Raw genomic sequence first — 12,823 nt, 5'->3', positions numbered from 1 at the left:
TACTTCCGTGGTGCAGGCATCGGACCTGTGTTCTCCCATCTGCCGAGGCGATCATGCCTGGCTTCAGGGCCGCTACAAAATCCGGTTCAGCTCAGAGGAACAGGGCCTCGTCCACGGGCGCACCCAGGAGGTAGGCGTAAGCCAGAAGGCGGGGGCGGCATGACCGCGACGCTTGTGCCGGCCACTGGCGGCTCCACTCCTGCGCGTCGGGCCCGATCAAACGGGTCCACGCGCTCTGGTCCCAACTCCACCACGCCGACTCGGCCTCGGCGGTGTGGGCCAGCAGCATCCCGACCACCTGGTAGTCGACCCACCGGTGGTGTCCGGCCTTGTCCGGGATCCACAGGCAGGACCGCACCTGCTCCAGCGGCCCGAGCAACCGCGCCAGCGCACTGCGTTCCGCCCGGGTCAGCCGGGAGGAGTGCAACAGCCGCGGGCCGACCTGTACCAGCACCGCCCACTCCTCGGTGCTCAGTTGTGGGTCCCGGTCCCAGGACGTGCCTTCCAGTGGCCAGGCCCAGTCGGGCGCCGTCTTCCCTGCGGCAAGGGCAAGCGCGGTCACCGCGGCCGTCCGGTGCCCTCGGCGCCGACGCTCAGCAGCGCGGCGACCCGCTGGGCATGGATGTGCTCCATCCCGCGCGCGAACTTCTCGGCCAGGTCCCGGCCCGACAGGTGGATATAGCGCATGGTGGAGTCGGTGTGTTGGTGGCCGGCGAATGTGGCGATCGCGTGCACTTCCCAGCCCATCCGTGCCAGGTCAGTCAGGCACAGGTGTCGCGTGGTGTGCGTGGAGAAGCGCTCCACCCCGGCCTCCACCGCGATCCGGCGCACCACTTTCGACCACGTCCACAGGCTCAGCGGCTGGGCGAAGTTGCGCCGCGACTCGGAGAGGAACAATCCACCGCGCGCACGGCTGACCGTGGCCCGGTGCACCAAGTAGTGCGACAGCAGGACTCCGGCCGCCGCCGAGTAGGGCACGACCCGTTCCCGGCGGCTCTTGGTGGTCTCCGCCCGCACCCGCACCAGCCGCCGCCCCGGGTCCAGGTCGTCGGTGCGCAGCGAGCACAACTCCTCCCGACGCAGGGCCGCATCGTAGGCCAAGGCCAGCATCAGCCGGGTGCGCACCGGCTCGGCGGCGGCGATCGCCAGAACGGCCCGCCACTGCTCGTCGCTGGGGATCCAGGGAAGCTTCACCAGTCTCCGCACCAGCCCACGCTGCTGCCTGCCACCGCGGCTCCCAGGGGTGTACCGCCCCCGGCCGACGGGATTGTCCTGGCGCAGCCCCTCCTCGACCAGGAAGTCGTAGAACAACCGCACCGACACCAGACGCTGCTGAAGCGTCGCGTTCGACAATGCAGCACCGGAGTCCAGAGCCACGACGTTGCTGCCCCGGCAGCTCGGCCGCGAGCTCAACTCGCGTACGTACACGGCGACATGGGCCCGCGTAGCAGGGCTCCGGTGCTGAACAGCTCCCGGTTCCACGCCCGTCCGCCCACCCGGTCCCTGGCCTCGAGCACCACCACCTCGACGCCGGCTCGGACCAGTCGTCTCGCGGCGGCGAGCCCCGCAAACCCCGCACCCACCACGCATACGTCCGCCTGCAGCTGTGCCATGGCCCACCTCCATGGCTCAGCGTCGCCCACCTGGCCCGGCTCCGCCCGGCGAGTGGGTCCGCCCCGCCACGTCGACGCCCCGGCCGGGCCCGGTGCCCATCCCGGAGTACTGGCCGGAGACCTCCAGGCCGACTCTTGCTATGCATCATCGCGAGAGTTACAGTATCTAACACAAGCGATAGGGCAGAATGAAAGCCCGCTCGCCGCTCCTCCGCACGTCGCCCCATGCCCTCGGCTGTCGGCCCTCGGCCCGTAGAGAAGGAACCGCCATGTCTGCTGCAGATCGTTCGCTCCACGTCGTACTGGGTGCCGGCCCCGCAGGCACCACGCTCGCCGGCGAACTCGCCCGCCGCGGGCATGCCGTACGGCTGGTCAGCCGCTCGGCCCCGGACAGCCCCGCTCCGGGCATCGAGCGGCAGGCCGCCGATGTGAGCACTCCCGACGGGGCACTGGCGGCCGTCGAGGGCGCCGTCGTCGTGTACCACTGCGTGAATGTCGACTATCACCACCAGGTCGAGGTGATGCCCAAGGTCCAGCACGCGGTGCTGGCCGCCGTCGAGACCACGGGCGCCCGCCTGGTCGTCCTGGACACGCTCTACCCGTACGGCCCGACGCACGGCGAGGTGATGACGGAGGACACCCCGTGGCGGGCGACCAGCCGCAAGGGGCGGATGCGGGCGCAGCTGGACGAGCGCTACCTCGCCGCCCACCGTGCGGGGCGCGCCAGGGTCGTCCTCGGCCGGTCGGCGGACTTCGTCGGTCCCGGCGTGCTCAGCTCGACGCTCGGCGGCGCGGTCTTCCCCAACGCGCTGAGCGGCGAAGAGGTCCTCGGCATGGGCGACATCGACCTGCCGCACAGCTACACGGACATCCGGGATGTGGCGACCGGACTCGCCACGCTCGGCGAACACCCGGAGGGCGACGGGAGGGTCTGGCATCTGCCCACCGCGCCCGCCGTCAGCACGCGCGAGATCCACTCGATGATCGAGGAGCGGGTAGGCCGGCCGGTGCGGAGCGTGACCCTTGCCGAGCCGCGCCCCTTCGGCCCGTTCGACGCGGCCTTCATCGACGAGTACGCGGAGATGTTCTACCAGCACACCGAGCCACAGATCGTGGACTCCACGGCCTTCGAGCGGGCCTTCGGCGTCCGCCCGACCCCGCTGGGGGCGACCCTCGACGCCACCGTCGGCTGGTACCGCGCGGTGCTGGCCGGCGCCCGGAACCGACCCGGCCGCGGAGCGGCCGAAGGCCGACGCCCGGTGCGTCGGCCTTCGGCGTGCCTGTGACGGTCAGGAGGTGCTGGGCAGCTGCGCCGACCAGGCCGTCACGGACAGCGCCCCGCCGTCCACGGCGTTGTCGAACGCCACGACGCCGTGCGAGTTGCTGCCCGTCGGAGACACCTGCAGGTACTTGGCGTGCGCCGTGGAGACACCGGTGTTCGTCCAGACCAGGTCCGCGAAGGCGCTCTTGCCCGGCTTCAGGGTGACCTGGTGCGCGCCCGGGTCCTTGGCGAAGTAGGTGTCACCGTGATGCGCGGTGGTCTTCAGGCTCGTGTGACCGGCACCTTCCAACGCCAGCCCCGGGTAGCCGTTTATCGCGCAGGTGTCCTTGCCGGCGTTGGTCACCTTCAGGTAGGTGCCCGAGTGACTCATTCCGGCCTGGCTCGACCCCGCATTGGTGGTCGTGACCGTCAACGAACCCGGACCGCACGAGCCGACCGCTGCCGGGCCGGCCCCGGCCGCACCTGCCGCCGAGGCGATTCCGGCACCCGCTCCCGCAGCAAGGGCGAGCGCGGCGGTGACGGTGGCGGCGGTACGCAGACCACGGATGGCCATCAGTCATCAACTCCTTCTTCTCCGACACCCGGAGAAACATCGGTGTCACTCCCGCCGTGCGGCCCGCCCGGCCCTCCCCGGCCACCCGCGAGGGGTGACACGAAGCGGAAGAGCCGGTTTCCGGACCCGGACGGTGAGTGCTTCTTCGTTACGCGCTCCTCACCCTGGGTGCCGGCGCTGTCGATCGGCTAACGCCTCGCTAACACCGGGAAACCGGGAGATGCGAGAGAGCGGAGGAAGCGCGAGGAAGCGGAGGAAGCGCGAGGAAGCGGAGGAAGCGCGAGGGATGCGCGGAGTGCGAGGGGGTACGAGACGTCGCATGTGCGCGCTGCTGCGCCGGGGACGATGCGGATGAAGACGTTCCGATCAGGCGTGCGATCCTGGAGCACCCCGATCATGGCAAGAAGTGGGAGTGTACGGCACCGTGAGGGCAGCGATACGGCGGACTGGGACGAGCACCTGGGACCGCTTCGCGGCATCCGATCCTGGGCTGCTGCGACTGATGGCGGGGCTGCGGACGGTCGGGGCGATCGTGCTCGCCCTCGTCGCCCTCGCCCTGCTCCGGACCGGTGTGACCTTGATGGTCGCGGGCGCCATGGCGGCCATGGTCGCCACCTTCGCGATCCGGGAGAAGGAGGTGCGCGGCCAGGCGGTCACCCTGGCGCTGGGCCTGCCCGTCGCGCTGGCCGCCATGTCACTGGCGGCGCTGCTTCATGCCCAGGTCATCGGCGGAGACGTGTTCTTCGTCCTCCTGATCTTCGGCGCCGTCTACTCCCGGCGGTTCGGTGACCGCGGCACCGCACTCGGTCTGATCGGCTTCCAGGTCTACTTCGTCTCACTGTTCGTGCATGCCACGGTCCCCACCCTCCCCGTGCTGTGTCTGACACTGGGCATCGCCTTCGCATGCAGCGCGGTCGTACGGTTCGCCGTCGTCCCGGAGACCCCCCAGCGCACCCTGGGCCGGCTGCGCGAGGCCTTCCGGGCACGCCTCGCCCAACTGTTGGCGACCCAGATGGAGCTGCTGGACGCCGGCCCCGATGACGTGGACAAGGTCCTCGACGACCTGCGGCGGCACACCGCCCGGCTGCACGAGGCGGCCCTGATGATCCAGGGCCGCCTGGAGGAAGGCACCCGGGACGCCGCAGCGGCGGGGCTGGTGCAGCGCCGCGTCGCGGACGCCGAGATCGCCGCCGAACGGCTGGGCATGCTGATACTCAACGCCCGCAGCGCCGAGCGGGCGGACACCCTCACCATGCATCTGCCGCACGCCCCCGTCCCGGCCACGGCGGCCCGTACGCAGACCGAGGACGACGCGACCCTCACCCTGCGCCGGGATCTGAACGCGCTGCTTCTGCTGGTCGCCCGGCGCGCCCCCGACGACCGCGGCACCGCACTGGCCCATGTGCGCAACCGGCTGCTGGGCTACCGGGACGAGGACAATCTGCCGCGCGCCTCGTCCGTCGTCCAGGACGTGTTCCGCGGGCTCGGTGAGAGCGCGCGAGCCGTTCTGGGTCTGCGGCTGGCACTGGACGGGCCGCAGGACGAGTCGGACGACACTCCGGCCACCACCCGCTCGCGGGAAGAGTTCGACGCGGAGGATCTGGCGATCGTCGGGGCCGAGGAGGCCGACGAGACCGAGGAGGACCGCACCGGCCTCCAACGGCCCACCACCCGGGCCGCGTTCCAGGTCGCGGTGGGCTCGACGCTGGCCATCATCGGCGGTGAGTTCCTCTCCAGCCAGCGCTGGTACTGGGCGGTGCTGACCTGCTGGGTGGTCTTCCTCAACACGGCGTCCACGGGCGAGATCCTGGTCAAGGGCTACCGCCGGCTGGTGGGCACGGTGCTCGGTGTGATCGCCGGTGTCGCGCTCGCCGGGCTGGTCGGCAACCACACCTGGACGGCGTTCGCCCTCGTGCTGCTCTGCATCTTCGGGATGTTCTTCACCGCGCCTCTGTCGTACGCCCTGATGTCCTTCTTCGTCACCGCGATGCTCGGGCTGCTCTACACCCTGCTCGACACCTACAGCCTGTCCGTGCTGGTGCTGCGCATCGAGGAGACGGCGCTGGGCGCCGCCTGCGGGATCATCGCCGCCGTGGTGGTACTGCCGGTGCACACGGACCGCCGCACGGACGAACTGCTCGGCACGGTACTGGTCCGGCTGCGGGACGTCGTCTCGGCGGCGGTGGAACAGCTCAGTGGCGGACCCGCCGTCGATCTGCTGGGCAAGGCACGCGATCTGGACACGGCACTGGACGATCTGCGTGCCTCCACCCAGCCCCTGATGCATCCGATCACCCCGCTGCGCGTACGGCGGCAGACCGCGCGGTACCTGGTGGCGCTCCTGGAGACCTCCGCCTACCACGCCCGGTCCCTGGCGGCGACGGCCGAACTGGTGCCGTACAGCAAGACCGTCGCGGCCGACCCGCGCCTGGAGCGCGCCGGCCGGCGGATCGCGCAGAACATCGATCTGATCGTGGCGCGCGTACGGGAGGAGAGCACCGAGGGCGAGGTCGAATCCGGTGTCAGCATCGCCGCGATGCTGGATGCGGCCGGCTCCGGGGCGCTGCGGTCGGGCACCGTCACCTTCCGCGTGCTGCGGCATCTCCAGCGCCTCGACGAGGGCGTGGTGGGTATCGCCCGTCCTCTCGATGTGCCCGTGGCGGGCCCCAAGGGAGGCAAGTAACCGCTGTGCAGCGGGGGTTCGCCGCGCCCGCGGTCCGGGCCGGCGCGGGGGCCGCGCCGGCCGCGGTCACCGGCGGCCTGGGCAGACGGTCCGGGCGTCCGGCACACCCGGACCGTCTGCCTCCGTGAGCCGCCGCAGGAACTCAGTCCCCGCCGCCCGCGCCGGTGCGGCATGCGGGGTGCCCCCAGCCCTCCGGGTTCTTGGTGATGGGCTCGCCCGCCGCGTAGGAGCGTCCGCAGCGGCAGCGTCCGGGGAACTTGGCGTTGAGGGTCCGCGCCGGGCTTCCGGAGCTGCGCCGTTTAGGTGCGGATGCCGTCTTCGCTGCCGCCCCTGAGGCGCCTCGGCGGGCGCCGCCCGGCCGGACGGTGTCGGGGGCACGAGGCGGCTGCGGGGAACCGAGCTCGCTGCCGGCGGCCTCCTGGACGACCGCCGCCTGGCTCGCGGCCCGGTCGGCGAAGTCGTTGAGCGGGTCGCCGTCCACTTGGTGTGCGGGCACATACCGGAACTCCACGGAGCGGTCCGTGAGCAGCGTGTCGATGCGCATGACGAGTTCCCGGTTGGCGACCGGCTTGCCCGCGGCGGTCTTCCACCCGTTGCGTTTCCATCCGGGCAGCCAGGTGGTGACTGCCTTCATCGCGTACTGGGAGTCCATCCGGACCTCCATCGGAACGGCGGGCCCGGTGGCGGCCAGCAGTCGTTCCAGTGCCGTGAGTTCCGCGACATTGTTGGTCGCGGTGCCCAGCGGCCCGGCCTCCCACCGGACGACGGTCTCCGTACCGTCGGCGATGACCCAGGCCCAGCCGGCGGGCCCGGGGTTTCCTTTCGACGCGCCGTCACATGCGGCGATCACGCATTCAGCCATGCGCGCGATCATGCCAGCCGGGGATGCAACGGGCGAAGCCGCCTGGGCGGACGCCCCGTGCCGACGTGATCGATCCGGCGTTCTGCCGCGTCATTCCGGGCACGGCGGCCGGTGTGGCCATGTTCGCGGAAGTGAAGAGGTCACTGTTCCTGGCCGGCCTGCCGGGGGGCCGGCCAGGGCACGCCGGAATGTCCGGCAGCGGGTACGAGGGCCCCGCGGCCGCCCGGTGGCGGTGGCCGGAACGGCGGCCGGAACCCGATCGCGGGTCCGTTGGCTTATAAACAATGGGACACAAGAACACTCAAATTAGGTAAACCACAGCAGTCGGGCGCAACGTGCTCTAGCGTCACGTCCGACACGGAGGCGGTTGTGTGGCCGGGGAGCTCCAGCCGCGCCGGAAGTGCGGGGACGACCAAGTGGGGGGCCATGGGGTTGTTCGAAGCTGCCGGATCACGGGTGATCGAATCACCTGCCGGGACAGCCAAGTTGGATCGTGCGCCGGAGCGCGACGAGGGAGGCAGGCGCAAGCCGACGGAACGGGGGCTCTTGCAGGTGGCGTTGGCCGTGGACGCGTTGGGCGCCCTGGTGCCGGTCGGCGTGCTGTGCGCCGTGACCCGGCAGCCGCAGCCACTGCTCACGGCGGCGCTGGCCTGTCTGTCGTGGCTGGCCGTCGGAACGTCAAAGAATCGTTACACCAGGGCGGAGCTGGGCGGCGATGCGGTGCTGCCGGCTTTACGGGACTGGCTGACCATGCTGGGCGTGCTGGCCGTCATCTGCGTGGGGGCGCGCATCGACGCCGACCTTGAGATCTGTGTGCTGGCACTGCTGCCCTGCCTGGCGCTGAGCGTGGCCCGGCGCAAGCTGGTGCACCGGTATCTGCTGGCCATGCGCCGTCGTGCACAGGCATTGCGGCGGGTGCTGGTCGTCGGGGAGGCGGGCGCCGTCGATGTGGTGCTCGCGGAGCTGGCGCACCGCACCGATCACGAATATGTCGTCGTCGGCAGCTGTCTCGTCGGGGACGAAACCACCGACTCGGCGCTGCCGGTGCCCGCCCGGCTCGCCGCCGACGGTGACGCGCTGGACGGGGAGACCGTCCTGCGGTGTGCCGCGGAACTCGATGCCGATCTCGTCTTCGTGGCGCCGGGCCGCCAGTTGTCCGCCGCGCGGGTGCGCCGGCTGGCCTGGGCGCTGCACGACGGGGGCCGGAATCTGGCCATACTTCCGGGCCTCATCGATGTGTCACGGCACCGGGTCCGGCTCGCCAAGGCGGCGGGCCTGACCGTGATGCACATAGACCCGGCGGCGCAACGGGGGCTTCCGGTGTTGCTGAAGCAGGCCACGGACCGGTTGGGGGCGCTGCTGCTGCTCGTGCTGCTCTCCCCCGTCTTCGCCGCGGTGGCCGCCGCCATAAGGCTCACCACCGCCGGTCCGGTGTTCTACTGGCAGATCCGGATAGGCCGGGATCTGATGCCGTTCCGGATGTGGAAGTTCCGCACGATGGTCGTCACCGCCGACCGGATGCGGACCGCACTGGAGTCGGCGAACGAGCACGACGGGGCGATGTTCAAGATCCGGCGGGACCCCCGGGTGACCCGGGTGGGCCGGCTGCTGCGCCGCTTCTCGCTGGACGAACTGCCCCAGCTCTTCAACGTCCTGGCCGGCCATATGTCCCTGGTCGGCCCCCGGCCCCCGCTTCCCGAAGAGGTCGAGCGGTACGACGGGACCGAGATCCGCCGGTTATCCGTGAAACCGGGGCTGACCGGTCTGTGGCAGGTCAGCGGGCGGTCCGATCTCTCCTGGGACGAGACCGTCGCACTGGACCTGAGCTATGTGGACAACTGGTCCTACGCCCGGGACATCGGTGTGCTGGTCCGGACCGTGCGGGCCGTCGTGGACGGGCGCGGTGCGTACTAGGGCGTGCCCGGGTGCGTCCGGCGTCCCGCCGAGGGGCGGGCGCCGGACGCACCCCACCGGACAGGCCCGGTCACACCCGGGCCGGCTCCGCCTGCCACGCCCGGTAGGTCCGGGCGATGCCCTCGGCCAGCGGGATGGTGGGCGACCAGCCCAGCGCACGCATCTTGCCGATGTCGAGCAGTTTGCGGGGGGTGCCGTCGGGACGGGACGGGTCGAAGGTGATCCGGCCCTCGTACCCCACCGCGGAGGCGACGCAGGAGGCGAGGTCCGCGATGGTCAGGTCCTCGCCGCATCCGACGTTGACGGTGTCCTCGCCGTCGTAGCGGCGCAGCAGTACTTCGCAGGCCGCGGCCAGGTCGTCGACGTGCAGGAATTCGCGCAGCGGGGTGCCGGTGCCCCAGAGCGTGAGCTCGGCGAGCCCCTTCTCCTTCGCCTCGTGGAACCGGCGGATGAGCGCCGGCAGGACATGCGAGGTTTCGAGGTCGAAATTGTCACCCGGCCCGTAGAGGTTCGTCGGCATGGCGGAGATGAAGGAGGCACCGTATTGCCGGCGGTAGGACCGGATCTGGACCAGGCCGGCGATCTTTGCGATCGCATACGCCTCGTTGGTCGGCTCCAACGGGCCGCTCAGCAGGGCGTCCTCGGTGATGGGCTGGGCGGCGTGCTTGGGGTAGATACAGCTCGATCCGAGGAACAGCAGCCGGCGGACGCCGGCCTGGTGGGCGCCGGCGATGACACTGAGCTGGATGCTCAGATTGTCCTCCAGGAACTGCACGGGGTAGGTGCTGTTGGCCATGATTCCGCCGACCTTGGCGGCCGCCAGGACAACGGCATCGGGCCGGGCCGCGCGCAGAAATGCCGCGGTGGCATCGGCGTCACGCAGGTCCAGCTCCGCGTGCGTACGGGTCAGCACGTCATAGCCCTGGGCGGTCAGCCGCCGGGCCACGGCGGATCCCACCAGACCTCTGTGGCCCGCGACGAACACGCGAGCGGGTGTGGGCAGCAAGTCATCCATGGGCCGGATTGTGTCAGTGAACCCGATACGTCCACCGGCTATTTCAGGAAATATCTGCCGCACTCCGCGCTCGACCACCGGCCACGGAGCGGGTAGCGTCCACGCCCCGCGGTCCGCCGGCGCGTGGGAAATCCATCGAAGAATCCCGATGTACATCACTTCTCGTGGGGGGAAGCCATGCCGAAAACCGCGGTTATCACCGGAATCACCGGTCAGGACGGTTCCTATCTCGCCGAATTGCTGCTCGGTAAGGGCTATGAAGTCCACGGGCTGATGCGACGCTCGTCGAGTTTCAACACCGAGCGCATCGACCACATCTACCAGGACCCGCACACCCCGGACCGGCGGCTGCTGCTGCACCATGTCGATCTGTCCGACGGCGTCGCCCTGGTGAATCTGCTGCGTGAGGTGCAGCCCGACGAGGTCTACAACCTCGGGGCCCAGTCGCATGTCCGGGTCTCCTTCGACGCACCGCTGTACACGGGCGATGTGACCGGGCTGGGCGCCGTACGGCTGCTGGAGGCCATCCGCGCCGGCGGGGTGCAGACCCGGCTCTACCAGGCCTCGTCCTCGGAGATGTTCGGCGCCACCCCGCCACCGCAGAACGAGACGACGCCGTTCCACCCGCGCAGCCCGTACGGCTGCGCCAAGGTCATGGCGTACTGGTCGACGGTCAACTACCGTGAGGCGTACGGCCTGTTCGGCGTCAACGGCATCCTCTTCAACCACGAGAGCCCGCGGCGGGGCGAGACCTTCGTCACCCGCAAGATCACCCGCGCGGTAGCCCGAATACAGGCGGGCCTGCAGGAGCATCTCTACCTCGGCAACCTCGATGCCGTCCGCGACTGGGGTTACGCCCCGGAGTACGTGGAGGCCATGTGGCTGATGCTCCAACAGGACGAGCCCGACGACTATGTGGTGGCGACCGGCGTGGCCGCGACCGTGCGCGACTTCCTGCAGGCCGCCTTCCGGACGGTGGGACTGGACTGGGAGCGCTATGTGCGCTTCGACCCGAAGTACGAGCGGCCCTGCGAAGTGGATGCGCTCATCGGCGACGCGTCCAAGGCCAAGCGCCTGCTGGACTGGTCGGCGAAGGTGCAGTTCGACGAACTCGCGCGGATCATGGTCGAGTCGGATGTGCGGCAGCTGGCGGACGAGCTCTCCGGCCACCGGGTGCGGGTGGACCGATGACACCTCCCGCCACCGCCCGCCGGCTGCGCGGCTTCACCGGCGCCGGCTACGACAAGGGCCGGGGGCTGCTGGCCCAGGCCGCCTGGTTCGCCGTGCTGAACCTCGTGTTCATGAAGTGGTGGTTCCCGCCACGGCTGCGTCCCCCGCTGCTGCGGGCCTTCGGCGCCCGCGTCGGCGAACGGGTGCTGATCCGGCACCGGGTGCGGGTGCAGTGGCCGTGGAAGCTGACGGTCGGTGATGACGTCTGGATCGGGGAGGACTCCTGGCTGATCAACCTGGAGCCGATCGCCATCGCCGGTGACGTCTGTGTGTCCCAGGGCGCCGTGCTGTGCACCGGGAGCCATCAACGGCGTTCGCCCACCTTCGAGTTCGACAATGCGCCGATCCGTCTGGAGCCGGGTTCCTGGGTGGCCGCCCGCGCCATGGTGCTGCGCGGTGTCACCGTCGGGGCGGGCGCGGTGGTCGGGGCCGGCGCGGTCGCCCACCGCGATGTGCCTCCGGGAGCCGTGCACACCACCGGGGGTGGCGTATGAGGATCACCCATGTCGTGACCCTGGTCAGCGACGACGGGGCGTACGGCGGTCCGGTGAGTGTGGCCACCGGGCAGCTGGGCGAACTGGCCGCGCGCGGCCACGAAGTGGAGCTGGTCTCGCTGTGGCGGGGGCGGGGTGCGCCCCCGCGGTCCGTGGACGGGGTACCGCTGCGCGCCCGGCCGGCCCGCACCCTGGTGCCGGGGCAGGGGTTCCTCGGCCTGTTCCACCCGGGGCTGCTGCCGTTGCTCTGGCGACGGACGGGCCGGGCCGACGCCCTCCATCTGCACGCCGGGCGGGATCTGGTCTCGCTGGCCGCACTCGCGGTGGCGGTGCTGCGCCGCCGCCCCTTCGTGGTGCAGACACACGGCATGGTCCAGCCCCGCCGCTCGGCGGTGGCCCGGCTCTTCGACCGGGTCTATCTCCCGCTGCTGCGGCGGGCGGCCGCGGCACTGGTGCTCACCGACGAGGAGGAGACCGGGCTGCGGCAGGTGCTGGGGCCGCGCGGGCCGCGCCTGGTCAGGCTCCCCAACGGGGTCCGCGCCCAGCCCCTCGACGCGGAGCGGAGCGAGACGGATGTGCTCTTCCTCGCCCGCTTGCAGAGCCGCAAACGCCCCGAGGCCTTTGTGCGGATGGCGGCGCTGGTGCACCGCAAGCGGCCCGAGGTGTCGTTCACGTTGCACGGTTCGGACGAGGGACGGCTCGCCGAGGTCCGCCGGCTGATCGCCGACGAGGGGCTCGGCGAGGTGGTGACGTACGACGGGGCCCTCGCGCACGACGCCGCGATGCGGCGGACCGCGCGGGCCACCGTGTACGTCCTGCCCAGCGTCGACGAGCCGTTCCCGATGAGCGTGCTGGAGTCCTTGGCCGTCGGCACGCCGGTGGTCTGCACGGACAGCTGCGGTATCGCCGCCGCTCTCCGGCGGCGCGAGGCCGCTCTCGTGACCGACGGTTCGCCGGAAGAGCTGGCGGACGCGGTGCTGCGGCTCCTGGAGGACCGCCCGCTGCGGGAGCGCCTCGCCCTCGCGGGCCGCGCGGCCGTCGAGGCGGAGTTCTCGGTCGCGGCCGTGACCGACCATCTGGAGGAGCGGTACGCCTCCCTCACCCGGCCGGGCGCCGGATGAGGCGGGGTGGCGGGGGCGTTCTCCGCCCTCGCCACCCCGCGGCTACGGGACAGCCC

General features: G+C 71.0%; 11 protein-coding genes and 1 pseudogene. 6 read left to right on the top strand and 6 right to left on the bottom strand.

Annotation, left to right across the window (positions count from 1 at the left end):
• Nucleotides 1-91: 91 nt before the first annotated feature.
• The 3 genes and pseudogenes from ACWGJY_RS18790 to ACWGJY_RS18780 all read right to left on the bottom strand — a co-directional run.
• Nucleotides 92-562 (bottom strand): hypothetical protein, encoded by a 471-nt coding sequence (locus ACWGJY_RS18790; RefSeq protein WP_453261918.1) that lies wholly within the window; start codon nt 560-562, stop codon nt 92-94.
• Nucleotides 559-1,353, bottom strand: coding sequence for a tyrosine-type recombinase/integrase (locus ACWGJY_RS18785; protein ID WP_453261917.1), 795 nt, complete (start codon nt 1,351-1,353; stop codon nt 559-561). The genes ACWGJY_RS18790 and ACWGJY_RS18785 overlap by 4 nt, the downstream gene beginning before the upstream one ends.
• Nucleotides 1,354-1,466: 113 nt before the next feature.
• Nucleotides 1,467-1,613: pseudogene (locus ACWGJY_RS18780) on the bottom strand (FAD-dependent oxidoreductase); the annotation flags it as partial.
• A gap of 269 nt (nt 1,614-1,882) precedes the next feature.
• Between ACWGJY_RS18780 and ACWGJY_RS18775 the strand changes: the two are divergent.
• Nucleotides 1,883-2,899, top strand: a complete 1,017-nt coding sequence (locus ACWGJY_RS18775; protein WP_453261916.1) for an NAD-dependent epimerase/dehydratase family protein — start codon at nt 1,883-1,885, stop codon at nt 2,897-2,899.
• Nucleotides 2,900-2,902: 3 nt separating this feature from the next.
• On the opposite strand, the gene ACWGJY_RS18770 is transcribed toward ACWGJY_RS18775, so the two are convergent.
• Nucleotides 2,903-3,448, bottom strand: coding sequence for a DUF4232 domain-containing protein (locus tag ACWGJY_RS18770; RefSeq protein ID WP_453261915.1), 546 nt, complete (start codon nt 3,446-3,448; stop codon nt 2,903-2,905).
• A gap of 502 nt (nt 3,449-3,950) precedes the next feature.
• Between ACWGJY_RS18770 and ACWGJY_RS18765 the strand changes: the two genes are divergently transcribed.
• Entirely contained in the window at nt 3,951-6,131 is a 2,181-nt protein-coding gene (locus ACWGJY_RS18765; protein WP_453261925.1) for an FUSC family protein, read from the top strand.
• A 142-nt stretch (nt 6,132-6,273) separates the two neighbouring features.
• On the opposite strand, the gene ACWGJY_RS18760 is transcribed toward ACWGJY_RS18765, so the two are convergent.
• Nucleotides 6,274-7,005: a ribonuclease H family protein gene (locus ACWGJY_RS18760; RefSeq protein WP_453261914.1), complete on the bottom strand. Its 732-nt coding sequence runs from the start codon at nt 7,003-7,005 to the stop codon at nt 6,274-6,276.
• Between the two features lie 552 nt (nt 7,006-7,557).
• Between ACWGJY_RS18760 and ACWGJY_RS18755 the strand changes: the two genes are divergently transcribed.
• The gene (locus tag ACWGJY_RS18755; protein ID WP_453261913.1) at nt 7,558-8,907 is read left to right on the top strand and encodes a sugar transferase; all 1,350 of its coding nucleotides are present in this window, start codon (nt 7,558-7,560) and stop codon (nt 8,905-8,907) included.
• A 70-nt stretch (nt 8,908-8,977) separates the two neighbouring features.
• Here ACWGJY_RS18755 and ACWGJY_RS18750 read toward each other — a convergent pair whose 3' ends face one another.
• The gene (locus tag ACWGJY_RS18750) at nt 8,978-9,922 is read right to left on the bottom strand and encodes a GDP-L-fucose synthase family protein (protein ID WP_453261912.1); all 945 of its coding nucleotides are present in this window, start codon (nt 9,920-9,922) and stop codon (nt 8,978-8,980) included.
• A 177-nt stretch (nt 9,923-10,099) separates the two neighbouring features.
• Here ACWGJY_RS18750 and gmd point away from each other — a divergent pair, with 177 nt between their 5' ends.
• Genes gmd through ACWGJY_RS18735 form a run of 3 tightly spaced genes read left to right on the top strand, consistent with a single transcriptional unit; the run spans nt 10,100 to nt 12,767 of the window.
• A complete protein-coding gene (gene gmd / locus ACWGJY_RS18745) occupies nt 10,100-11,113 on the top strand; it encodes a GDP-mannose 4,6-dehydratase (protein ID WP_453261911.1) in 1,014 nt (337 codons plus the stop codon).
• Complete coding sequence (locus ACWGJY_RS18740; RefSeq protein WP_453261910.1) at nt 11,110-11,646, top strand: putative colanic acid biosynthesis acetyltransferase; 537 nt, start codon at nt 11,110-11,112, stop codon at nt 11,644-11,646. Before gmd ends, ACWGJY_RS18740 begins: the two co-directional genes overlap by 4 nt.
• Nucleotides 11,643-12,767, top strand: a complete 1,125-nt coding sequence (locus ACWGJY_RS18735; RefSeq protein ID WP_453261909.1) for a glycosyltransferase — start codon at nt 11,643-11,645, stop codon at nt 12,765-12,767. Before ACWGJY_RS18740 ends, ACWGJY_RS18735 begins: the two co-directional genes overlap by 4 nt.
• Nucleotides 12,768-12,823 lie beyond the last annotated feature (56 nt).

This window comes from Streptomyces sp. NPDC054765, from assembly GCF_053612065.1.
This window is presented reverse-complemented; position numbering and strand designations above follow the sequence as displayed.